Origin of the sequence: Pseudomonas sp. ABC1 (assembly GCF_013395055.1) — a bacterium.
Taxonomy (GTDB): Bacteria; Pseudomonadota; Gammaproteobacteria; order Pseudomonadales; family Pseudomonadaceae; genus Stutzerimonas.
Genome location: NZ_CP058349.1, coordinates 2991592 through 3016171, shown reverse-complemented (window position 1 = coordinate 3016171; position 24580 = coordinate 2991592). Strand labels below are relative to the sequence as shown.

Here is a 24580-nt window from a genome sequence, read left to right as displayed (position 1 = left end):
CCGTAACGACGCATTAAAAATTACCCTATATAACCTTTAATTCTAATAAGCGCATTAGCGAGGGATTCCTTGGAAAAGGCACAAAACAGACTTGGATGGATAAAAAAAGACAACCAAGACATGCTGAAGTGGGCCATTCGATATTTAAACAATCACAGAGCAAGTATTCCCGAGCAAATCACCTACGACGGGCTTATAAGGGAATCTGAGAAATGGCCTGAAGGCAGTGAAATACGAGAGCTCTTAAAAAAGATGAAAGGCGCCTGGCGCCAAAAGAAACTGAGAGAAAGCCTAAATGGGAAAAAGCCCAGCAACTTTATACTTTCGAATTCAGCAAAGAAATGTCTGGAAAATTTAGCCAAATCAAGACACAGCACCATAACCGAAACACTGGAGTGGTTAATTAAAAATGGAGTTGAAATAAAAAATCAATACCGCGACCAACTCAACGAGCTAAACAAGTCCCACCGCAAACAACTCGACGATTATCAAATAGCGGCTATCACTCTCACTGAAAAACTAAGCGAATCTCTAACCGAAAACTGCAAATTAACCCTTCAAATCGAAGCATTAACCCCCACCCCGAAAAGTCTTCCAACCCCACATAAGGACCAGATCGAAAATCTTTTCAGAAAGAAAAAATCAACACTCTTGAAATCAAGTTCAATCATCAAAAGAGAAGCCATACGCATACACGAAAGGCAGATACAACCAACAATCCACCACCTTGAGCAGGAGCTGGAGAAATGAATAGCTCCTAAAAATCACCCAATCAGTACTGCAACCGAAAAATCATCGGAAGATAAACCGCGTCCTGCGCTCAGTATTCTATTTCCGTCTGATACCTAACTGGTTATGAATTTTAATTTTCGGCATAACAATGCAATTACACCAGCAACCTTAGATATTCTTTACTTACTAAACCGAGGCTTCATACGTCTGAAGATACGACTTGGAGAATCACTAAGACCAAACTTTAGCGTGTCACCCAGCACCTTCTGACCGACTTTTCTAGCCTGGCCACTGGTACCAAATCACACCCATACTTGGAAAGCACCTCTGCCACAACCAAGTTTTCAGAAGTATTCCGTCAGGTCTGTTACGGGAGATACTGCACCGTCACTTTAGGTAGTCTTGGAGTAAGATCCGCGAACTCGGCAACACTACTTAGACCCGACTTTTATTCCTTTCAAAACCCTCAAAGACTATCTTTCTATAGACGACCAAAAATACTCAAAAGCTAAAACTCGGTCAAAGCTTTCCAAACCTGCTCTTGATTGATTGGCCACTTCAGCCAAAAAAGATCCAGCACCTGGCCGGCTGGACCGGCGAAAACATCACCAGGTAGCAGCTAGTGAAAGATACAAATTCTTAATACCTCGCAAAGTAAGTACCCTCAGGGTAGCAACTGACCCTTCAACATATCCTCGCAAGCGTCAAGAAACTTTATACTAATTGCATGACCAGCTCATTACAGTCGGGCGAAAGCCAACTTGCCGCTAGGGATTTAGTTATCAACCACCAAGGAAATCCTTATGCAACCAAAATAAAAAATCAATAACGCTTTATAACTCATGATCATAGCGTCGGCCATGTAAGCCTAAGACTGCATCACCTGACACAACTAGGTGAGATATCTAGCCTGATTATAACTTGTCCGGATTTTGCTCCTCTCGGCATGCGCCAATTCACGCTCGATCACGTCCGAGCGAGATTCCATCTAGTTGAGCATGGTCCAGGCGCTGGCGCGAATGTCATGGGCTGAAAAGCCGATGCGGTCCTTACCCATGCGTTCGGGTCCTCGACTCAATGTCGTTGCTGTCATGCACTCATCCGGCTTGCGATAATAAGGAAATAGCAACCGATTCGCTCCATATAGGTGAGAAGCTCACGTAGAAACTCGACCGCCGGAAGACGCAATTCGGACAGGATCCAGATCAAATCCCACCAATCCGCCCTGCAGAGTTCTACTGTGCGAACAAAGATGAAAGCATCATATGCAGCACAATCCACGTAGTCTTGTACAAGCTGTTCGGCCTGTCTGTTGTGTGCCGGGCGGACACCCCAGAAAATCCGTGACCTAGTATTTCTCGCTCATTGCGCACATCAACCAGTCCGATCTCTCGGGATGCCTCGATCAACTTGCTGCGCAGTGACGGCAAGTCGTAATCTGCTCGGCAAGCAGCGCTATTTGCTGAAAACAGCCTGACGCAGCGTGCGTCGAGGGCGTTTTCTGCCCGGTTCTCCGTATTAAGCGCGTGACTCGCCCATACTCATCAGGTGTTTTCGAGCCATCCGCAGGTTCGACAGAGCGAACAGGGTGGTCAACTGAGCCGTGTTTTTCATCAGCCCGCGAAAGCGTAGTTTCACGTATCCAAACTGGCGCTTGATCATCCGAAACGGGTGCTTGACCTTGGCGCGCGTTTGGGCTTTGAGATACTCGATTTTACGCTTGGCCTTGTAGATCAGACCGCGCTTGTTGAGCTTGGAATAGGTGCCGCGCCGGGCAGCGATCTGCCAGATCACCTTACGACTTTTGTGCTCCTCGCGCTTCTCGACACCGGTATATCCGGCGTCCGCGTACACCGCGTTTTCGTCGCATGCAGCAGCTCTGCGACCTGGGTGACGTCAGCTACATTCGCGGACGTACCCTAGGTAAGCGGTTGTGAAGGAACGATCTAGCAATAGCACACTGTCAGCCCCCCAAGGACCAAGCAAATCCTATCGGCATTCCAAATGGCATTCCAACAAAAAAATCAAACCGATATTTTGTTTTATAATCAATAAGTTATAACTTCTGTTCAGATTACCCCGGCCCACCAAAAGACGAAGCTAAGGCCCTGATTTTCTTATGAATTTCGGGGCTTTTTGCTTTCAGAGACCTCAACTGTCGACAAAGTGTCGAAACTCCCCAGCGGACCTAACCTAAGGGCATCGAGCAGATGGTCTGGGGCCAGGTGCGCATAGCGCATGGTCATCGCCAGACTTGAATGGCCCAGGATACGTTGCAAGGTCACGATGTTTCCGCCGTTCTGGATAAAGTGGCTTGCGAAGGTATGCCGCAAAGCATGAGCCGCCTGCCCTTTCGGCAGCTTGATCGTAGTCCGGGACAAGGCCCGACGAAACGCAGTGATGGCCGAATTAGGTTGGCCATGTTCTCGCCAGTGCTTGACTAGCTTGGTCTCCAGATCGGCAGAGATCGGTACCGACCGCACCTTGCCGCTTTTTGTCCCGCTAAACGTAATTACACGATTCCGCACCGATGACGGCTTGAGCTTTTCAGCTTCCGACCATCGAGCCCCAGTAGCCAAGCAGATCAGCACAACAATTTCGACATGCGGGTTATCACAGCCGGAGCGGATTGACTCCAGCAGCTCAGCAATTTGCTCATTGGTCAGCCATGACAATTCCCGCTCCTGGAGACGCAGAGGTTTAACCAACTCCAGAGGATTGGCGTAATCAATCACACCCAGCCCCCGCAGCTCGTTATAGACAGAGCGCAGGTAACCCAACTCATTGTTGAGCGTCTTGGCCGAGATACCGGCTTCCAGCCTCAGACGCCGACCTTCGGCATAGGCATGAGCATCCAACCTGATAGCAATCGGATCGCGCAGATGCTTGGCAAGATAGAGCAGTTTTCTCAGCCGCCCACCTGAATAACGCAAAGAATGACCATGCAGGTCATACCAGAGCTGGACCAGTTCGGAGAGCTTGCGCATATCCTTGGGCCGAGGGGACCAGTCACAATTGTCGATCAGCTTGGCTCGACAGGACGCCTCGAAACGCAGAGCCTCAGCCTTGGTCCTGAGCGTCTTGCGAAAACGCCGACCCTTGATCGGCTCTACATCAACCTTCCACCGACCATCCGGCAGTTGTTCAATCGCCATCAGACCGCCCGTCCCCACCTGACATGCCGCTCCTCAAGGAGCATTTCGATATGGTGGAACAGCATGGCTTCGGTCATTTCCTTGGCCGCGTAGTGGTCGCGGATGACTGGCCAGCACTCCCACTGCTTCAGGCACCTATAGGCCTTTTTTGCCGGGACACGCTCGCGAGCCAGCAGGCTGATGAAGTTTCCCAGGAACAGTTCGACATTCTTGCCACTGAAGCCTTTGCTGGTCTTGTAGTAACGCTTGTAGGCCGTGTCGTCGATCAGAGAGAACACCGGTAGATCGACCTTCACGTCTTCACGGATCAAGGTCCAGATCGGTTCGAAGTACCCAGGACGGCTCAGCAACTTGAACTGGAGCATCCCGTAGCGCCACAGGCCGTCCAGATGCCCCGAGAAGGCCGAGAAGGTGCGCGTGTCGATCACTGCGCCGGTATGGATATCCACCGAGCCACTGGCGAATTGCTGAATGATCGAGTGGTGGTAACGCAGCTCGACACGCCACACGTCCTGTTCCGGGTCATAGTTGGCCGGGTCGCTTTCGTCGAAGCTGTCGCCACGTTTCCAGACGCTTTCCCAGTAGTCGAGCTTATCGGTCGCCCTGGCCTGTGCGGTCTTGTTGTAGATGGCCAACTGGACGCCACCCGCCGAGCCGAACATGAAGGTTTCCCCGCGGCCGTAGACGCTGCTCTTTGTGTCCCAGTGCAGTTCATTGATGCCGGAGATATCCCGCACGTTGCGGGCACGGCAATGCATCCGGGCAATCAGATCGACAGGAGGCACCCAGCCTTGCAGATCAAGCGCGAGGTGGACAGCGCACTGGTTCTGCTCGATATGTGTCATCACCTCCCCGGCCAGTTCATCCAGGCGCGCCTGGAGGCTTTCCGGTGACTGGCTGTCGATGGCATGGGGCGAGACTTCGACCTTCAGGTGTGGTCCGACGTTTTCAAGCTTGGCGTTGAAGTTCTTGATCAACAGGATGATGCCAAGGTCAGCGTTTTGCAGCTTGTACTGGTAGCCCGAGTCGCGACCGACACGACCGGCATGCCACGTCTCGCCAGCGAACTGGACCAGGGTGCCGGGTTTCTCAAACAGGCACATGACCTCAGGGCGGAGCATCCCCCGGTACAGTTGGCGGACCGTATCCACTCCGCAACGGAGCAACCGGACCCGGCTCAGGTCGGTCATTTTCTGAGAACCAGGGCAAATGAACAGACGCCCCTTCGGGTCTTCCAGGGCTGTCTCAACATCCAAACGAATTTGATCTTTTGCCTTGCTCATTTTCTCATCCAATGCTGAATACTGCGGAAATGAAGATTGGTTTATAAGACGTGTTACAGGGACGTCACCGGCGCGAGCGGCGCGCCCTGGCTCGTGCCTCGCATAGGTGCGCCGCCGCATCGCGCCATGACTGGTCAAGTAACATCAGAACAACCCCAAACGAGGGTCTACGCTCGCCATAGGACGCCCCATGGCCATCCCCGGATCGATCACCCGAGGTGTGAGGAAAATCAGCAGCTCAGACTTCTCCCGGCTATCCGAGCGCCGTTTGAACAGCCGTCCAATACCCGGGATTTTCGAGAGCACTGGCACACCATCCGCCCCAGTCTGGCGGCTGTCGGTATAAACCCCGCCCAGGACAACCGTTTGCCCGTCTGCTATCCGGATTTTCGCGTCGAGCTGGTTCGTGGAGACTGGAGGCACACCGTTGATGGCCGCGCCGTAATCTGGTGTATCGCGGTTGATGGCAACGTGCATCACCACCGCGTTATCGGGGGCGATGGCTGGCGTCACAGAAAGGCTCAGCGCCGCGCGCTTGAATTGAACGCTGGTCGCACCATCCCCAGCACTTTGCTGGTACGGGATCTCAGTACCGCGCAAGATCGTTGCGGTTTCCCGGTCGAGAGTCAGCACGGTCGGCCTGGACACAACATCACCCTGGCCGCTCGATTCCATCGCACTCAGTTGCATATCGAGAGACAGGCTGTTGCTCAGGTAGCCAAAGCCACCGAGTGTCGAAGCCGATGCAGCGGCTACTGTTGTCGAAGCTGATCCACTCCAGTTGCCTACATTGGCCGAGCTGGCCCAACGCACACCGAGGTTCTTGGACCAGTCAGTATTGGCCTCAACAATGGACGCTTCGATCACCACTTGCCGAACCGGTACATCAACCGCAGCAATCACCCCGCGCAGGCTATCGATGAACGGCGCAGGCAAGGCGGCAAAGATCGCATTGGTTCGCTCATCGACGGCTATCGAGAGGCCGGGCAGATCGGCAGCGCCCAAATATGAAGCGCGGAACAGCTCAGCAACAGCGGCAGCGCGTGCATGCACAACCGGCAGCACTTCGCGCACGACCTCACCGGATAGCTCATTGTGGATGCGGTAAGACGCTTCATCCTTTCCCGTCGAAATGACATCGTTCATTGCCGTAACAACGAACACATCACCGAAATAGCGGCCAGCCAGACCATTGCTACTCAGCAACATGCGGATAGCCGTATCGCAATCCACATCCTGAAAGTTCATTGAGACCGCGCCCTGGACGGATGGCCCGAGCAAAATGCTACGACCGCAGAAGTCAGCCAGGAGCGGGATGGCAACACGGATATCAATATCTTGATTGTTCAACGTGACGCGGGGGCTTTCAGCAGCAGCCGTTGCACAGAACAGCGCAACGACTAGGGCAAGAGACTTTTTCATCGCAACACTCACTTGCGCCATGGCCTGGCGGAATATTCAGAGTCGGAAACAACAGTCACAACAGAAGATGCCGAGGGCATTGCAGCGGAGATATCAGGCGTTTGATTTACACTAGGAAGGCTGGATTGCCCCATGAAGGAGCCGGGCTGTTGCCCAGGATCGAATACCCCATTACGTGCCGTGTCCAGGCAGAAACGCAGGGTAGTTTCATACCGTGTGCCCTGCTGGGAGTAGCAACTACACGACAAGGGTCTGCCATTGAGCCGCATGCTGGCAGACGGATCGCGCCCGCCTTGAGCTGCTCCAGTTCGAGATATACACGTCAGGCGCGGATAAGCGACGGGCTTGGCCACCTCATCAAAGATTGGCGCAGAAGACGGGACAAGCGGGATACGAGGCACCCGCAGTGCAAGGTAGTCATCCGTCGATAGCACATCACCCTTATCGCCCTTTTTCTTCAAGGCCGATGACGGAAAGGCAGAAGTGGCCGCCTCAACAGCATCACTCACAACACTTCCAGAACTTGCCGCTGGCGTACTGGTAGCCGCTTGTGCCTCAGCAGCCGGCTTATTGATCAGCGCGTAAACGTCATAGACGAGGTACCCGACCACAGGAACAGCACAGATAGCCAGGATCAGCTTTTTAGAAGGATTGAACTTGAAGTGGTGCCCAGCTTTGGCGCTGGTATACACTCCGAAATATCGCTTATCGAGGCTGATAACCTTCTTGTCCACATCCTTGTTATGAGCCAGCTTTTCGACCTCATTGACACACCGCTCAGACTCATAACGCGCCAACTTGGCAGAACCGAAAAGACGCCAGTAATGGATATGCTTGTTGCACAACCTTCGAGCATGCACATCAATAAAGCGCGGGTCCTGGGTAATCAGATGCACTTCATGACCTTGCTTGCGCATAACCTCAAAGCGGGAAATGTGCAGCGGGACAGGCTGGCGAGGATCCCGCAAACCGAACCAGCCCTGGGCCTCATCGATCACCACCATGCAATTGTCTGGCAGTTCGTACCAGAGCAAAGGGTCATCGAATGGATACCAGGACGCCTGCAATTTGGCCGGATCGAGGTCGGTCACATTATGGAAGTAGACCGGGCGGTCCTGGGTTTTTGCCGCCTGATCAACCTCCTTGATGGTGTTCAGGGTTTTACCGTGCCCCTGCAATCCAGTGCGTATATAGAGCATGGCTTACATCTCCATCCCGCCTTTCCAGGGCTTCCACACCTGCGCCCGTTTCAGGTCCTGCGCCCTATTGATACCCGCGATAATCATGCGAGTAGTAATAGCGGAGAAATAAATACTGACCGCCACATCAAACTTGGCTATGCCTAGCAAGTTTTGCAGAGCAGGAGCCAACGCCCCCGCATTACTCATTGCATACTGCAAAGCTTGATCGACAACCATGTTGAAACCAAGGTAAGTCACGAAGCCAAGACCTATGATTCTGAATACATACCAGATCATAGGACCAACAATCATAAAGATAACCGTAACGATGACTGGCATATCAATTACCCCCGAAAGAACGACCGACATACATGGTCGCAGCCACCGTAGCCAGCATCACAATTAATGGAGAAAGTAAATTCGCGATATAACAAAGCGGCTCATATGAGAAGCTCAAGGAGCGCCCAGATAGATTTATGGCAATAGGTGGCGGGCAACTAGAGGGCAAAAACCTTGTGTTATTCGATATGAAGTCAGGAATCTGGATTGAATCCCCTTTAGCCACATCACCCGGCTTAAATTTTTCATTATCCAGAAAGCTATTGATCTCGCCTTTATTCTTATCAAGATCGAAAAAGTCTTTGGCTTCACAACGTGCAGCTTTCTGCTGCTGAAGAACGGCGCACTGGATCGCATCACCTTCGCACCTTAATGGCTGATCGCAGCCCATGCCCGATGCCGATCCGCCATCACCTTTTGGATCTTCGCCCCCGTTGTCATTGCAACTATTGTCACCAGTGCAACTACCACTACCGCCGCCATTGTCGGAACCACCGCCGCTCGACCCACCGCCCGAATTATTGCCACCAGTATTACCACCAGAATTATCGTTACCACCGCCAGTATTGCCGCCATTGTTACCCCCAGTATTGCCACCGTTACCGCCCGGCTGATCCGGGTTGTCTGGTTCATCAGGCTCATCAGGATCAGTTGGTTCAGGCTCTGGCTCAGGTTCAGGCTCTGGAGGTTCACAGCCGTCTATGCAGGGATCAGTGTCACCAGTGGGCGAATGAGGCCATGAACAGGTGGCCGTACCATCGCCATTGCTAACGCAGTTCTCGGGCTTAGGAGAGCCGTCCGGATAGGTGTCTGGAGCCATAGCACAGGCGCCATTTTCAGAAGGAGAATTAGCCGGTGTTTCAGTTGGAAATCCGAACTCATCAGCAGCTACTACAACCTCCTTATTTTCAGGCTTGGTTTTAGAACACAAAACATACTCAGGCCACCAACCAATACGCCGGCCATCCCCACCTTGAAGGACATAAGCATCACAATACTTCCCGTTTAAGTAAATCTCCTTAACGTTAGAGTAGCCGCCATAAATAGAAGCTGAGCAAACCGCATCAACGGAGGACCCAACGTAGTCCCCGGTCTTCCAATAACCATCGGCAGCAAGAGATAGCGATGAATATAAAAATGCAAATACCAGAAGTAAAAACCGCATATCAAACCCGCCCAAAGAACAAAGCAGCAAACGCAACAAGTAAGCAGGCCAGTGCAAATGAATTAGGATCGATATACATAAACACCCCTCAAAAAAAAGGCCCCGACTAAGCGAGGCCACAGGCTGTTTTCAACGTCCTTGCAGACTCAGTCGAAGAAAACAGCCAGCGTCGACGCTTAGAAAGCGCGACGGATGTACTTGAACAGAACAGCAGCAGCCAGCAGGCCGATGCCAGCCCAGCCGATGGTATTCACGTCAGCGGCACCGCCGGAGATGGTCGCAGCAGCCGCAGTCGCATCGGCGAAAGCTTGGCCAGTAGTGGCAACGCCCAGGATGGAAACGGCAGCAACTTTGCGACCGTACTTTTGAGCAACATTGCGGAGTTTCATAAGAGTCACCTTATTAACCGTTTGAGAACGAGGAAGATGAAAACAGTCGCAAACAGTTGAAGCATCGCGTCATACAGTTGCGCTGAATCATCAGGAGTTAAACCGGCAGTACCGGCTATCTGATCACTCGCGACAACGTGCAGCGTCCCGGTGCAACGGATATAGCCGTCGCTGTCGGTCGCCAACTGGCCGTCGCAAGCAATCAAATTCATTGCAGGACCGGATCGACGTAGATAACAACTTCCAAAATTAAATAAGCGCTGGAAAGGATAAAAGCCGCCACCAGCAGATCATGGATAGTTATCAGATTCATCAGTCAGGCCCCTGAATCAGGACTTGGCAGCGTCGCCGGGTTTGGCGGCAGACTGTTGTTGGCCAGCAGGAGCAGCCGTAGTGCCCTGGCTGGTCGGTTTCTTGGGATTGACGGCCTCGATATGCAGGGCGAGGTTCTTGCCCTTGTTCTGGCCACCACGCGCCACGTCGAAGGTGATGCGGACCAGTTCCAGGGGTTCGAACTGGGAACCAGCGGCGAAGACTTCATCCGCGACTTCATCCGCAGCGGACATGCCGATGATGGAAAAGCCGTGTTCGGTCTTGCCGTCCGGTTCGTCAGCGTAGAAGACCTTTACATACTTGGCCCCTTCCATTTCGGTCTTTTGAGTACCCAGGAATGCAACTTCCATAGTCGAACGTGCCATCTGTTGTTACCTCACTTAGTTGCGCTTGTGCGCGTTTCAAAGACAAAGCAGCCCCGGTGCGCCAACTTCACGCAGTGCGTCGTATTGCTTGTGAGTCGGTTAATTAGGCGCTGCTTTGGGTTTCCTTAATCCCGTACTTGCGTTGTTTACTTCGGTGCAGTCACCGCGTTGACTGGGACACATACCCACCGGCTTTGCCCGTGGATATGTATCAGGCCTCGACCCCGCGAGCGGGGCCCCACTCGGCCCCAGTACAAAGCGGATCAATAGTTGATCCTTGAAAGCAGAAGCGAGAGCAGACTTCATGCTGTCGCCCTTTCCGATCCGTCGCCGCGCAGGGCTTGGACGATCTCGGTCCACAGCGTCACGCCCCAGTTCTCGCGACGGCCTGCCACGTCAGCAGCGGTCTGCTGGCGTTTCAGGTGTTCAAGCCGGGCACTGGCCAAGGGCAACAGTTCGAAGGCTTGCGCGGGAGTCAGGACGATGGCTGTAGACATGGTCAGCTTTCCTTTTCAACTTCCTGCTGATTCCGCATCCGGAGACGCATGCAGGTTGCACAGTTTTCAGGTAGTGCATGGCCTCGGTCGATCAATTCCCCGGTGAACCACCATGCGCCGCAGAGGGATGTGCCGTTAACGAAGTAGTGAGCTTTACGAGCCAAAGCTGGAAATCCCCAACCACGAACTGGAGCAGTCATACCGTCAGCCCTCAAGCTCGAAGGGTTCGTGGATTGGCACGAAAGGTGTGGGTTTGCCACTGTCGTGCACAACGTGCCACCACTTCGGCGGACGCTCGCTTGGCGTGTGTTTCTCGCAGTACGAAGCAGGCGTAACGACCGTCCGGCCATTTACCCTGGATGCGGTTGCACGGCGGCACTGGTTGCACGGTGTGGACCGGGAGAGAGCGTGTTTCGCCAGTTCGCGTTTCGACCAGCAGACAGAGCAGTCGCAGTCCGGTCGATGTGGTTGATGCAGGTACTTGCTGAGATTCATTGGTGGGTACCTCGATAGAAAGGTCGGGCTTGTTCATTCCATTTACTCCCGTTCCAAAAGCTCTTTTGTCAGCAGTGCCACGTTGACCATCAGCCGCCGCCCCACCTTCAGGCTTGGCAGGTAGCCCCGCTCTACCCAGGTGCGGACCACAATCGGTTCCTCACCCATACCGATCCAATCGGCGAATGCCTGCCACGGCATCATCGGTGGGGCACCGTGCAGCTTTTGTGGGTCAAACCCGTCTGGTGGTAGCATCCCTCTAGCTCCGCTGTGTTCTGCTCTACTCAGCAATGTTCAGTGAAATAATTTCAGTGAATAAAAGATAGCAAACCAGCATCATTAGTGAAACTGTTTCACTGGAATTTATTAGAACTTTATGGAATCAATCCAGACCAGAGCTAGAGCCTTAATTGCTAAGGCTGGCTTCGACATCCTGATCAAAAGCAGCGATATCCCCATGAATCGCTGGCATAGCGTGCGTTTCAAAAACATCAGGATGAGTACAGAAGAGGTTGAAGTTTTAGTAAAAATCTACCCGCAATACGCCCTGTGGCTGGCCAGCGGACAGATACTCCCCGAGGCTGGACAGACCAGCCCGGAATATGATGAAGCCAATGCAAAATTGGCCGCACCCGGCGTGGGATAGCTCTTACAAAAGAAGCAGCACAACGCTGGTTCAACCGCCCCGGAGCACCAACTAGCCAAGACGTGTAAACCGCATAGGACCTATGCGACAGGACGCAACAGCAATGCAAGGTATGCCTTGGAAGGATTCATATGGCACAGCAGCAGAGCAACAACATAGGCCCCGCTATCGTTCTAGCAACCATCATAGGCGTAGGCGGATTCTGGGGAGGGAAGATCGCCTATGACCTGTTCCAGGAATGGCGCCTAGAACAAGCCATGAAAGAACTGGCCCAAAAGCAAAAGATCGCCGAGCGCAAAGCCAGACTAGAGCAACAACGACGCCTTCAAGCCATCCAGCGCCAAGCACAAGCCCGCCACCAAGCCCACATAAAGCAGAAACACCAACAGGCCGACGCAGCCAAAAAAACCAAATATGACGAAGTGTGGAACTCCAGGGCCTGCAAATTCTGGTGGGAACATGATCCGAAGAATCCGGCAGTTATTGCTAAAGCAAGGACAATGCAGACGTGTCAACGCTAAACGAAAAAACTTTCAAAGAGAAAATAACTGATTTTTTTAAAAAATTGTTCTCTTTTGAACCGAAAAGAAACTTCTTCGGACTACCCATATTCAGGGTCACGATAGGTTTTTTTTTCGGGTTAGCAGCAATCGCCACATGCCTAATAATAGTGTTTTCAGACTTACAGTGCGACCTTTCATACAACGGCTTCAATCACGCAATAACAATATTTAAATTTCCGCTAGGCATACTAGCCGCAGCGATACCAATAATTGCACTATTAGCAGCAAACCATAAGTCAGAACAAACGAGAGAAACAATAAGAATAGCCTCATCAAACAACAATTTCACAAACTACCACAAGCACATATCCGAATTCGAAGTATACATAGAAAAACACCATGACGATAATGAAATAAAAATAAAAAGCCTCCGAGACCTACATAAAACATCCTTCCCAAACGCAAGAAATGGAGATTATGGAGCATCTGAATTGCTGCATGGAAAAGCAAAGTTTATTCTAAAAAAAATAGAGATACTTAATGACGTACAAGAGGAAGTCATTAAAAAAAGGGAAGAAATAGAAGCCAAAAATTCAGGAGAAAAATATAAGCTATCGAAACAAATGGATAACTTAAAAGAAGAAATAATCGAACTTAACAAAAAATTAAATAGCCACAGGCAGCAAAACAGCCAAACAAAAGAATCGCCTCAAAAAGATCAGACAGATAATGAAATAGAATCCCTAATAGACGACAATATATCTGCACAGCGTAAAATACTATCTGATTTAGATAAAATCAGTGAAAAAACAAACGGCCCACTAAATGACAACACCGAAAAATACCAAAAAGCAGCACAATCCCTAAAGCAAGAGATAATTGCAGCAGCAAATACAATGGGAATAAAAAAGTCTCTGACACATATAAATAAAGACGGCACAATCATAAATACTGAACATGACATATTGAGCGAATCCACATATACAATGTCACCAGACCACATAACATCAACTGGCGAAACAGTCATTAATTTCATAAACTTATCCCTGAGATTCGATGACGACTTCAAAGAAGACACAAATATAAATAACTTCATGAAAATATACAAAACATCAAAGCATGACAGCCCTGCAGAAAAATACAAAGAATACAAAAAATACAAAAAATCAAACCAGACACCAGCTTAGCTTATATACAATTAACTTAAAAACCTAAAACTCATTAGCGCTATAAAATACGGAAACCCAAGAGAGAAAAACCACATATACGTAAATATGGCACTATCAATGTGGGCTAAAAACTCCTTGCCAACAGCCTGGATTGATGTCGGAAAAGTGTCGAAATCACAGCCGGGGAGAGCCGAAGAAAGCAGCTTGGGACAGGCGGTAAGCCTCGAAAGCAAAGTGTTGCGGATCACAGCAAGGCACTGGGAAGGGTTCAAATCCCCCCGGCTCCACCAAATGATCAAACAAAGACGTCCACGGACGTCTTTTTTGTTCCTGCCCCAGCACAAGCCATGCTCCAGATGGCACGCCAATCCCTGCCGCTGCTAACTCCTGAAATACCAAAACACCCTCGGCACAGTCATACGCTCCCCATGCAAACAGCCTGTCTCTACACAACGATCGGCTCGCCGTGAATAGTTGCCGTCAGCAGTGTTTCACCAGGGTGGGATTCGATTCGCAGTTGTCCTCCCATGCGCTCGATGCGCATCCGCATGCTGCTCATGCCGACGCCTGTTCCGGCGGACAGTACGTCGTCCACGTCGAAGCCACGGCCATTGTCACGGACCCAGAGGCTCAGCCCGTGCGCTGCTTCGGCTCGGGCGCCAATTTCCAGCCGTGTGGCGCCGGCGTGCTTGAGCACATTGGTCAGGGCTTCTTCGAGAAAGCGCGTAAGGGCTAGGAGTTGTGGCGGGGTGAACGCACTCGGCCAGTGCTCCGGCAAGTTCCAGTGCGATTCGATGCCCAAGTCATCGAACAGGTCGATGAACCGGCGCCGCAGCGGTGCCAGCCATTCCTGCGGCGATTGCCAGGCGGGCACGGCGGACGAGCCGTCGATCACGTCACGCAGGTCGCTGCGCAGTGTCTTCAGCACGGACAGGAACTGAACACTTTTCAATCCATCCCCATGCTCCATTCGGGTAATCGAACGCATCAGCGAACTGCCCAGGCTGTCATGCAGGTCATGCGTCAGCCGCAAGCGTTCGTTAAGACGAATATTGTCGGACTCCAGTCGATGCTCGCGCTGCAGCGTCTCGGTCAGTTCCGTGCGTGTACTGCCGACGGTTGCCTGCAGTTCATCGTTGAAGCGTTCGATGCGGCGCAGGCTGTTGGAAAAGCGCAGGGCCAGGATCAGGAACATCAGGAAAGACATGATGGGTGCCGACAGCGTGGCGTACACCCCTTCCACCTCAAGCACACCGACAAGAGCCAGAAACTCATAGATCGACAGCGTCAACATGCAGACCCCGAACACTATCGGGTAGATGTCCCGCGTACGGCAGGCATGCCACAGGAACTGCGTGCCTACAACGAACAAGACCAACCGGAGCGTAAAGGTAGACAGCAGTTGCAGCCGCCAGATGTGCGCATCCGGCACCAGCACCACGGCCAGGCAAAACAGAATCGCCGCCGCCCAGATGCTCCTTTCCATGCGTACAAAGCGCATACCACCGAACGACCAGACGAACATGCAGAACGCGGGGCAATACAGCGCCAACGCCACCTGACTCAGGCGATCCCAGACCTCGCCATGAGTGAATGGCCAGGATGACGTCACCAGCATGTTACTGAAGCCAATCGACCACAGAAGGGCAGCCAGGGCAAACCAGCCGAACGTGCGCTCCTGTCGACGCAGCAACCAGAACGTCAGAAACATCACGCTCATCACCAGGGAAATCAGCAGGCTGAAAAAGATGAGATCACGCTGCAACCAGAGCTGATGGCGGTACTCAGCCCGGATCTGCTCGACAATGCCCAACCGCACAGTACCCAGCCCAGGCGCCGCATGCTCCGAACCTACAAGACGAACCCACAGCGTGTTGGCATCGCGCAACGCGGAGATCGGCAATAACCAGTAGCGCGGCATATTCCAACTACGCGACAGCGGTTCAACCAGGCTCTCGTCTCGCCAGAGCAGATCGTCGTTAAGCCACACCTCACCGGCCATGACCATACGGTTGACGTTCAGTGCGAGCAGCTCATCAGGGCAGTCGGCCTGCCAGTCCAGCCGATACCACACCGGCCCCAGAAATCCGGGCCAGTGACGCTGCCAAAGATCAGGCAGGCTTACGGGCTGCCAGCCGTCCAGCGGGCGCGCACCATCGCCAGCTCGCTCCGGTGCGGCCATTACATGGGTAATGATTGGCTGGCAGCTCGCCTGCGCCAGGCTCGGAAGAAGCCAAGGCAACAGGACAAACAGCAGCGTCAGGACAACAAGCCGCGGTGCCGAGCCTCGCTCACCGCGCGGATACGCGAGGAAACGGCCAGCTTGCGGTAAATCCGTTTGATATGACATTCGACGGTATGGCGGGAAATGGTCAACTGTTCGGCGATTTCCCGGTTGCTCAGCCCGCGGGAAACCCATTCTAGAATCTCGCTCTCGCGGGCACTGAGCGCTTCTGCTTCGCTCGTGTCGCTAGGCTGCTTGTGCAGCGGCACTGTCGGCAGCAGGGTCAGGATACGCCGTGCGATGAAAGGGTCGATCGGTGCACCGCCGCGCAGCACGCTGCGAATCGACAGACTCACCTCCAGGTCATCGCGCTCCTTGAGCAGATAGCCCGTGGCGCCCGCCTGCAACGCACCGAGGATGGCCTCCTCGGTGCTCCAGGCCGAGATCACCAGAATCCACAAAGTCGGGTCCTGCGCGCGCAACTCATGGATCAGCTCGATGCCATTGCCATCCGGCAATCCCAGATCCACCAGCACCATCGCCACGGGCTGGCTGCTGACATGCGCACGCGCCTCGGCCAGGTTCACCGAGAAAGCCACCGTTTCATCGGTGTAGCCAATTTCGCCGAGCACCCGCGACAGCCGCTGGCGCATCAATGGATCGTCCTCGACGACCAGCACCGGCGCCGGCAACACAGAATCATCGGAAGGGAGGTTGGCGCTCAGCATCAGCGAATGAAACCCCATGAGGGTGAATGAAGAGCGACGAGTGTGGCACGCAATAGTGGCATTCGCCTATCACCAGAACCAGGGATCTGGCCAGCCACGGATTGCCGTGACAGCCCTCATCCGCCCGCAAAAATTCAACCGAAATTACCTATTTTCGGTGATAGCCATTTGCCAATACCTTCACGTCCAATACCTGCCTACAAAGAAGTGCTGTCACCTATTTGCTTCCGACTCACCCTGTCGCCCAACACGTCGGCAGCCGGTCGATTTTGATTGCTCTGGAGAGTTTCCATGAACCGTACCTACGCCCTCGTCTGGAATCCAAGTCTCGGTAGCTGGAGTGTGGCCGATGAACACGCACGGCGGCGTGGCAAGGGGGCCGGCGCGGTATTGGCGGCAGCCCTTCTGCTGCCGACCATGGCGTTCGCCGCCGACCTGCCCACCGGCGGTACGGTGGTCTCCGGCAGCGGCCAGATCGGTACGCCGAATGCCAACCAGATGGTCATCGACCAGGGCAGCAACAAGCTCGCCATCGACTGGCAGTCCTTCGATATCGGCACCGGAAACAAGGTGACCTTCAACCAGCCAGGCAGTGATTCGATCGCCCTCAACCGCGTGCTCGGCGCCGACGGTTCGAAGATCATGGGCACCCTGGAGGCCAACGGCCAGGTGTTCCTGGTCAACCCCAACGGCGTGCTGTTCGGCCAGGGGGCCAGCGTCAATGTCGGCGGCCTGGTGGCCTCCACGCTGGATATCGCCAACGACGACTTCGAGGCCGGCAACCACCAGTTCAAGGGCAACGGCGGCAACGCCAGCGTGACCAACAACGGCAGCATCCGTGCGGCGGACGGCGGCAGCATCGCCCTGCTCGGCGGCACGGTGAGCAACAACGGCGTGATCGTCGCCAACCAGGGCACGGTGGCCCTCGCAGCGGGCAACGCAGTGACGCTGGACTTCGCTGGCGACGGCCTGCTCAACGTGCAGGTCGATGAAGCCGTGGTCGATGCCCTGGTGGAAAACCACCAGTTGATCAAGGCCGATGGCGGCCAGGTGCTGCTCACCGCCAACGCCGGCGACGCGCTGCTCAAGACCGTGATCAACAACACCGGTGTGATCGAGGCGCAAACCCTCGGTGAGAAGGACGGCAAGATCGTCCTGCTCGGCAGCTTCGACGGCGGCACCGTGCAGGTGGCCGGCACCCTGGATGCCAGCGCGCCCAACGGCGGCGATGGCGGCTTTATCGAAACCTCCGGCGCCCACGTCAAGGTGGCCGACAGCGCCAAAGTCACCACCAAGGCGACGGACGGCAAGACCGGCACCTGGCTGATCGACCCCAACGACTTCACCATCGCCGCCAGCGGCGGTGACATGACCGGCACAGCCGTGTCGGCGGCGTTGCAGAACAACAACTTTGAGATCCAGACGGCCACCATGGGTACCGCCGGCGGCAACGGCGATATCCACGTCAATGCCGAAGTGAAGTGGAGCAGCGACACCGTCCTGACCCTGACCGCCGAGCGCAACATCAATCTGAACGCGGGCATCACTGCCAGCGGCAACGCAGCCGGTCTGGTGCTCAACTACGCCGGCAACGACTACCAGGTCAAGGCCCCCGTGACCCTGAGTGGCGCCAACGCCACCCTGAACATCAACGGCAATGCCTACACCCTGATCCACTCGATGGCCGAACTCGATGCCATCGACACCTCCGGCCTGGGCGGACGCTATGCGCTAGCGCAGGACCTGGACGCCAGTAACACCACGTACAACCAGGCGCTGGTCGGGGTCAATGGCAGCAACCCGTTCACCGGAACCTTTGCAGGGCTGGGCCACTACATCAGCGGGCTGGTCATCGACTCCAGCGCCAAACTCTCTCTAGGCCTGTTCGGCTACACAGGCCCCAACAGCGTGATCCGCGACGTCGGCTTGCTGGGCGGCAGCGTGAACCTGAACAGTGACGCTTACACCAATCAGGTCGGCGGACTGGTCGGTATAAACCAGGGCACGCTCAGCAACGTCTGGAACACCGGCAGCGTCAGTGGCTATTTCGGTGTCGGCGGGCTGGTCGGTGATAACGGGGGTACCGTCAGGAACGCCTACGCGACGGGTCGTGTGAGCGGCCAATTCAACTATGTAGGCGGGCTGATCGGTTCCAACTCAGGCACCATCGACACCGCCTATGCCACCGGCAACGTCAGCGGCTACGCCGGCATCGGCGGACTGGTTGGCACCAACTCCCTGGGTGGAATCAGCAACGCCTACGCCACCGGCAACGTCAGCGGCAGCGGCAGCGGCAGCGGCAGCGGCAGCGGCAGCACCAGCGTGGGAGGGCTGGTTGGCTACAGCTACCAGGGCGCCATCGTCAATGCCTCCTGGGACGCCACCAACACCGGCAGGGGCCAGGCCGTCGGTTCAGGTACCAGCACCAACGTAAACGTCAGCAGTGTCGACAGCAGCACGCGCTACAACCACAGCGCCTACGCCAGCCTGGGGACCTGGAACCTGGTCGCAGGTACCCACGATGTCTACGCCGTCAACGGCTTCAACGGCGCGCAATGGATCATGATCGAAGGCCAGACCCGGCCCTTCCTCGCCAGCGAGTACAGCACCACGATCCGCAATGCCCATCAGTTGCAGTTGATGGCCTACGACCGTTCGGCCAGCTACACCCTGGCGAACGATATCGACGCCAGCGCCACCGTCGGCACCAATGCCGCCGGGATGTGGAGCACGAAAGGCTTCATGTCGGTGGGTGACGACCTGAGCCTGTTCAATGGGCAACTGGATGGCGGCGGCCATGTCATCTCGGGGCTGACCATCAACCGCCCCGGGGAGGAATATATCGGCCTGTTCGGCTATGCCGGCTCCGGCAGCGCGATCCGCAACCTCGGCCTGGTGGGCGGCAGCGTTTTTGGCAATAGCCATGTGGGCGGGCTGGTCGGCTACCTCGGTGCCGGCACCGTCAACAATGTCTATGTCACCAGTACTGTCTCGGGCGAAGGAAACGTTATCGGCGGGCTGGCCGGGGCCAACCTCGCGGGCACCATCAGCAATGCCTATGTCAGCGGAAACGTTGCGGGCTTCCGTGATGTTGGCGGGCTGGTCGGCGCCAACAGCGGCACCATCAGCAATACCTATACGACGGGCAACGTGGGTGGCACCGCCAGCATCGGCGGCCTGGTCGGGACCAACGAAGGCAGCGTCGGCAACAGCTACACCACGGGCAGCGTTGCGGGCACCTTCGATGTCGGCGGGCTGCTCGGGGTCACGTCCGGCGGCTATGTCACCGCGAGCTTCTACGCCACCACCGATGCCCAGGGTAACGTCATCAACAATGGCGGGAATACCTCCATTACGTTCGTGGGGAACACCAACGGTACCGCCAAGACCGCGCTGGAACTGACCCGGCTGTCCACCTTCGCCGGCTGGGACATCGATGACGCCGGCGGCACCGCCAATGCCTGGCGTATCTACGACGGCTACAGCGGCCCGCTGCTGCGCGCCCTCCTCACCCGCCTGACGATCAACGCCGATGGCGGCAACAAGACCTATGACGGCAGCGTCTCCGCAGGTACCGCCACCTACACCAGCAGCCTGGGCAACGCCCTCGACACCAGCAAGCTCTCCGGCAACCTGGTCTACACGAGCAACAGCAAGAACGCCGGCACCTACAGCACCACGGATGGCACGCTGCTTCTCAGCGGCCTGCACTCGGTTCAACTGGGCTATGACATCACCTTCGGCAGCGGCAGCCTGACCATCGCCAAGGCCGATCTTGCCGTCAGCGGTATCTCCGCCGCCGACAAGACCTACGATGGCACCCGCACCGCCACCCTGACCGGGAATGGCGCGTTGACGGGCACGGTCTTCGGCCAGGATGCCGTCACCCTGGCCAATACCGGTGTCGGCACGTTCGACGACAAGAACGCGGGCACTGGCAAGGCGGTCACCGTCACCGGCCTGACCCTGACCGGCAGCGATGCGGACAACTACACCCTCGTCCAGCCGACCGGACTGACAGCCGATATCGCCCGGGCCGATCTCACGGTCACCGGCCTCACCGCCAGCGGCAAGACCTACGACGGCTCCGATGCCGCTGCGCTCAACGGCAGCGCTGGCATCAATGCCTTCAGCGGCGATGACGTCTCGCTCACGGGCAGCGCTACCAGCACCTTCGCCGACAAGCATGCGGGGACTGGCAAGGCCGTTACCGTGACGGGCTACAGCCTCACCGGCAGCGACGCCGACAACTACACCCTCGTCCAGCCGACCGGACTGACGGCCGATATCGCCCGGGCCGATCTCACGGTCACCGGTATCACCGCCGGCAACAAGACCTACGACGGCTCCAACGCCGCCACCCTCAACGGCACTGCGGGTATCAATGCCATCAGCGGCGATGACATCTCGCTCACGGGCAGCGCTACCAGCACCTTCGCCGACAAGCATGCGGGTACCGGCAAGGCCGTCACCGTGACCGGCTACAGTCTCACCGGCAGCGACGCCGACAACTACACCCTCGTCCAGCCAACCGGCCTGACGGCCGACATCGCCCGGGCCGACCTCGCGGTCACCGGTATCACCGCCGGCAACAAAACCTACGACGGCTCCAACGCCGCCACCCTCAACGGCACTGCGGGTATCAATGCCATCAGCGGCGATGACATCTCGCTCACGGGCAGCGCTACCAGCACCTTCGCCGACAAGCATGCGGGTACCGGCAAGGCCGTCACCGTGACCGGCTACAGTCTCACCGGCAGCGACGCCGACAACTACACCCTTATCCAGCCGACCGGACTGACGGCCGATATCGCCCGGGCCGACCTCGCGGTCACCGGTATCACCGCCGGCAACAAAACCTACGACGGCTCCAACGCCGCCACCCTCAACGGCACTGCGGGTATCAATGCCATCAGCGGCGATGACATCTCGCTCACGGGCAGCGCTACCAGCACCTTCGCCGACAAGCATGCGGGTACCGGCAAGGCCGTCACCGTGACCGGCTACAGTCTCACCGGCAGCGACGCCGACAACTACACCCTCGTCCAGCCAACCGGCCTGACGGCCGGCATCGCCCGGGCCGATCTCACGGTCACCGGCATCACCGCCGGCAACAAGACCTACGACGGCTCCAACGCCGCCACCCTCAACGGCACTGCGGGTATCAATGCCATCAGCGGCGATGACGTCTCGCTCACCGGGGCTGCCACCGGCAGCTTCGCCGACAAGAACGCAGGTATCGGCAAGGCCGTTACCGTGACGGGCTACAGCCTCACCGGCACTGACGCCGACAACTACACCCTCGTCCAGCCGACCGGACTGACGGCCGACATCGCCCGGGCCGATCTCACGGTCACCGGCATCACCGCCGGCAACAAGACCTACGACGGCTCCAACGCCGCCACCCTCAACGGCACTGCGGGTATCAATGCCATCAGCGGCGATGACGTCTCGCTCACCGGGGCTGCCACCGGCAGCTTCGCCGACAAGAACGCAAGTATCGGCAAGGCCGTTACCGTGACGGGCTACAGCCTCACCGGCACTGACGCCGACAACTACACCCTCGTCCAGCCGACCGGACTGACGGCCGACATCGCCCGGGCCGATCTCACGGTCAACGGCATCACCGCCGGCAACAAGACCTACGACGGGTCCGACGCCGCCACCCTCAATGGCAGCGCTGGCATCAACGCCATCAGCGGCGATGACGTCTCGCTCACCGGAACCGCCACCGGTAGCTTCGCCGACAAGAACGCAGGTATCGGCAAGGCCGTTACCGTGACGGGCTACGGCCTCACCGGCACTGACGCCGACAACTACACCCTCACCCAGCCCACCGGGCTGAGCGCCGATATCGACAAGGCCTCGCTGTTCATCAATCCCGACAACGCCAGCAAGGTCGCCGGGCAAAGCATCACGTTGAGCGGCTACAGCAGCCTCGGCCTGATACTCGGCGACAGCATCACCTCGGTCAGCCTCAGCAGTGGTGGTGAGGCTGCCACGGCCCCAGCCGGTGATTACTCAATCGTGGTCAGTGGTGCCCAAGGCATAGGCCTGGACAACTACATCATCACTTACACCGATGGCACGCTGACGGTCGACAGCAACATCCTCAGCAGCCAGCCCTATATCGGCGCACAAACCTCGAACGGCCAGACCGGCTCGACCGGCGCCAGGCAACAGGCACAAGAGTCAGAAGCCCTGAGCCAGGACATGCTGATCACCAACCCGCTCGATGATCGCCTGAACCTGCAAGTCATCAACCACGGCATCCGCCTGCCTGAAGGAATCTGATCCATGCGTTTCGTTTATCCCTTGATTGGCGGCACCCTTTCCCTGCTGTCGCTGTCGATAATGGCGGCTACCCTGCCGGACGCCGGCCAGTCGCAACAGACCATCGACCAACGTCCGCTGCAATTGCCAGGCAAGCAGCGCCTGGAACTGAACCTGCCCGATGCGCCCTCGACCGAGGCGAAAGCTGGCGGGCCGAGCCTGCAGGTCAACAGCTTCACCCTGCAAGGCAACAGCGTCATCGCCAGCGACGCGCTGTTGTCCCTGCTGGGCGACCTGCAAGGCCGTACGGTTTCCCTCGGCGAATTGCAGGCCGGCGCCAACCGCATCACCCGTGCCTACCGCGAACTCGGCTACCCACTGGCACGGGCCTATATCCCCGCGCAGGAAATCGACGGTGGCGTGGTGCAGATCGCCGTGATGGAAGGTCGCTACGGCGAGGTTGGCCTGAACAACACTTCGCGGGTTTCAGGTGCGGCCCTGGCACCGCTCGCGGCGCTCAAGCCGGGCGATGCGGTACGCGCCGAGTCGCTGGAACGCAGCCTGCTGTTGCTGTCCGACACGCCCGGGGTGGAAGTTAAATCCACCCTCAAGCCAGGTGCATCGGTCGGCGCCACCGACCTGCTGGTAAACGTGCAGCCCGGCCCGCTGCTGTCCGGCTCGGTCGACGCCGACAACTACGGCAACCGCTTCACCGGCGAGTACCGCCTGGGCGGCACGCTCAACCTCAACAGCCCGCTGGGCCTCGGCGATCGCCTGTCCATACGCGCCATGGGCTCGGATGAAGACCAGAAGTACGGCCGCATCGCCTACCAGTTGCCGATTGGCCCCTGGGCCACCCAGGTCGGCGTGGCGTACTCGGACATGGACTACGAACTGGCCAAGGACTTCGATGACCTCAAGGCCCACGGCAATGCGCGCATCACCAGCCTGTTCGCGAGCCAGCCGCTGCTGCGCAGCCGGGATTTCTCCCTCTATGCGCAACTGCAATTCGACGACAAGCGCCTGAAGGACGACATCGACCTGTTCACCAGCAAGAGCGACAAGCGCTCACGCGTGGTCATCGCCACCCTCAACGGCAACAGCCGCGACAACCTGTTCGGCGGCGGTGTGAACAGCTTCGCCCTGGCCTGGAGCCAGGGCAGCCTGAATATCGACGGGACGCAGAATCAGACCATCGATAAGCAGACGGCCGGCACCCAGGGCCGCTTCCACAAGATCAACCCGAGCCTGGTGCGCCTGCAACGCCTGAGCGACCGCTTCAGCCTGTACACCCAACTGCAAGGCCAGTGGGCCGACGGCAACCTGGACAGCTCGGAGAAGATCAGCCTCGGTGGCGCCTATGGCGTGCGGGCCTATCCGCAGGGCGAGGCGAGCGGCGACCAGGGTTGGCTAGCCAACCTGGAACTGCGCTACGCGCTGACCGATGCCTGGCAACTCAGCACCTTCGCCGACCACGGCGAGGTGCGCCTGAACAAGGACACCTGGAGCACGGGCGAGAACCACCGCAGTCTGTCGGCGGCGGGCGTAGGCGCACGCTGGGCCGCGTACGGCTGGCAGGTCAACGCCGTAGCGGCGTGGAAGCTGGGTAACGATGACCCGCAGAGCGACGTCGACCGCAGCCCGCGGGTGTGGGCGCAGGTGGTGCGGTTCTTCTAACAAC

At 56.6% G+C, this 24580-nt stretch carries 20 protein-coding genes and 1 pseudogene; 6 read left to right on the top strand and 15 right to left on the bottom strand.

Annotated features, from left to right (window positions below):
- Positions 1-69: 69 nt before the first annotated feature.
- Positions 70-750 (top strand): hypothetical protein, encoded by a 681-nt coding sequence (locus HW090_RS13210; protein WP_146018919.1) that lies wholly within the window; start codon positions 70-72, stop codon positions 748-750.
- A 1500-nt stretch (positions 751-2250) separates the two neighbouring features.
- Here HW090_RS13210 and HW090_RS13205 read toward each other — a convergent pair.
- The 13 genes and pseudogenes from HW090_RS13205 to HW090_RS13145 all read right to left on the bottom strand — a co-directional run.
- Positions 2251-2651 (bottom strand): annotated as a pseudogene (locus HW090_RS13205) (transposase); the annotation flags it as partial.
- Positions 2652-2849: 198 nt separating this feature from the next.
- On the bottom strand, positions 2850-3887 hold the full coding sequence (locus HW090_RS13200; RefSeq protein WP_179113963.1) for a tyrosine-type recombinase/integrase: 1038 nt from the start codon (positions 3885-3887) through the stop codon (positions 2850-2852).
- The gene (locus tag HW090_RS13195; protein WP_179113962.1) at positions 3887-5170 is read right to left on the bottom strand and encodes a hypothetical protein; all 1284 of its coding nucleotides are present in this window, start codon (positions 5168-5170) and stop codon (positions 3887-3889) included. Before HW090_RS13195 ends, HW090_RS13200 begins: the two co-directional genes overlap by 1 nt.
- 144 nt (positions 5171-5314) lie before the next feature.
- Positions 5315-6592: a secretin N-terminal domain-containing protein gene (locus HW090_RS13190; protein WP_179113961.1), complete on the bottom strand. Its 1278-nt coding sequence runs from the start codon at positions 6590-6592 to the stop codon at positions 5315-5317.
- A gap of 8 nt (positions 6593-6600) precedes the next feature.
- Positions 6601-7791, bottom strand: coding sequence for a zonular occludens toxin domain-containing protein (locus tag HW090_RS13185; RefSeq protein WP_179113960.1), 1191 nt, complete (start codon positions 7789-7791; stop codon positions 6601-6603).
- 3 nt (positions 7792-7794) lie between these two features.
- Entirely contained in the window at positions 7795-8112 is a 318-nt protein-coding gene (locus HW090_RS13180) for a DUF2523 domain-containing protein (RefSeq protein WP_179113959.1), read from the bottom strand.
- Between the two features lies 1 nt (position 8113).
- On the bottom strand, positions 8114-9316 hold the full coding sequence (locus tag HW090_RS13175; protein WP_179113958.1) for a virulence factor TspB C-terminal domain-related protein: 1203 nt from the start codon (positions 9314-9316) through the stop codon (positions 8114-8116).
- 137 nt (positions 9317-9453) lie between these two features.
- A complete protein-coding gene (locus HW090_RS13170) occupies positions 9454-9666 on the bottom strand; it encodes a major capsid protein (protein ID WP_179113957.1) in 213 nt (70 codons plus the stop codon).
- A gap of 5 nt (positions 9667-9671) precedes the next feature.
- Positions 9672-9878: a hypothetical protein gene (locus tag HW090_RS13165; protein WP_179113956.1), complete on the bottom strand. Its 207-nt coding sequence runs from the start codon at positions 9876-9878 to the stop codon at positions 9672-9674.
- A 117-nt stretch (positions 9879-9995) separates the two neighbouring features.
- The gene (locus HW090_RS13160) at positions 9996-10364 is read right to left on the bottom strand and encodes a hypothetical protein (RefSeq protein WP_179113955.1); all 369 of its coding nucleotides are present in this window, start codon (positions 10362-10364) and stop codon (positions 9996-9998) included.
- Between the two features lie 302 nt (positions 10365-10666).
- Positions 10667-10861 (bottom strand): hypothetical protein, encoded by a 195-nt coding sequence (locus HW090_RS13155; protein ID WP_179113954.1) that lies wholly within the window; start codon positions 10859-10861, stop codon positions 10667-10669.
- A gap of 204 nt (positions 10862-11065) precedes the next feature.
- Positions 11066-11356 carry a DUF5447 family protein gene (locus HW090_RS13150; protein WP_179113953.1) on the bottom strand — a complete coding sequence of 97 codons (291 nt, stop codon included), beginning with the start codon at positions 11354-11356 and terminating at the stop codon, positions 11066-11068.
- 42 nt (positions 11357-11398) lie between these two features.
- Positions 11399-11611, bottom strand: a complete 213-nt coding sequence (locus HW090_RS13145) for a DNA-binding protein (RefSeq protein ID WP_256930670.1) — start codon at positions 11609-11611, stop codon at positions 11399-11401.
- 121 nt (positions 11612-11732) lie between these two features.
- On the opposite strand from HW090_RS13145, the gene HW090_RS13140 reads away from it, so the two are divergent.
- The 3 genes from HW090_RS13140 (at position 11733) to HW090_RS13130 (ending at position 13692) form a co-directional block, all read left to right on the top strand.
- Positions 11733-12002, top strand: a complete 270-nt coding sequence (locus HW090_RS13140; RefSeq protein WP_179113952.1) for a hypothetical protein — start codon at positions 11733-11735, stop codon at positions 12000-12002.
- Between the two features lie 131 nt (positions 12003-12133).
- Positions 12134-12523, top strand: a complete 390-nt coding sequence (locus HW090_RS13135; RefSeq protein ID WP_179113951.1) for a hypothetical protein — start codon at positions 12134-12136, stop codon at positions 12521-12523.
- Positions 12511-13692: a hypothetical protein gene (locus HW090_RS13130; RefSeq protein ID WP_179113950.1), complete on the top strand. Its 1182-nt coding sequence runs from the start codon at positions 12511-12513 to the stop codon at positions 13690-13692. The genes HW090_RS13135 and HW090_RS13130 overlap by 13 nt, the downstream gene beginning before the upstream one ends.
- 427 nt (positions 13693-14119) lie before the next feature.
- Here HW090_RS13130 and HW090_RS17930 read toward each other — a convergent pair whose 3' ends face one another.
- Positions 14120-14644, bottom strand: coding sequence for a sensor histidine kinase (locus HW090_RS17930; protein WP_256930808.1), 525 nt, complete (start codon positions 14642-14644; stop codon positions 14120-14122).
- 1289 nt (positions 14645-15933) lie between these two features.
- Entirely contained in the window at positions 15934-16644 is a 711-nt protein-coding gene (locus HW090_RS13125) for a response regulator transcription factor (protein ID WP_256930669.1), read from the bottom strand.
- Between the two features lie 273 nt (positions 16645-16917).
- On the opposite strand from HW090_RS13125, the gene HW090_RS13120 reads away from it, so the two are divergent.
- Both HW090_RS13120 and HW090_RS13115 read left to right on the top strand, forming a co-directional pair.
- Positions 16918-22920 carry a YDG domain-containing protein gene (locus HW090_RS13120; protein ID WP_179113949.1) on the top strand — a complete coding sequence of 2001 codons (6003 nt, stop codon included), beginning with the start codon at positions 16918-16920 and terminating at the stop codon, positions 22918-22920.
- A gap of 3 nt (positions 22921-22923) precedes the next feature.
- On the top strand, positions 22924-24576 hold the full coding sequence (locus HW090_RS13115; RefSeq protein ID WP_179113948.1) for a ShlB/FhaC/HecB family hemolysin secretion/activation protein: 1653 nt from the start codon (positions 22924-22926) through the stop codon (positions 24574-24576).
- Positions 24577-24580 lie beyond the last annotated feature (4 nt).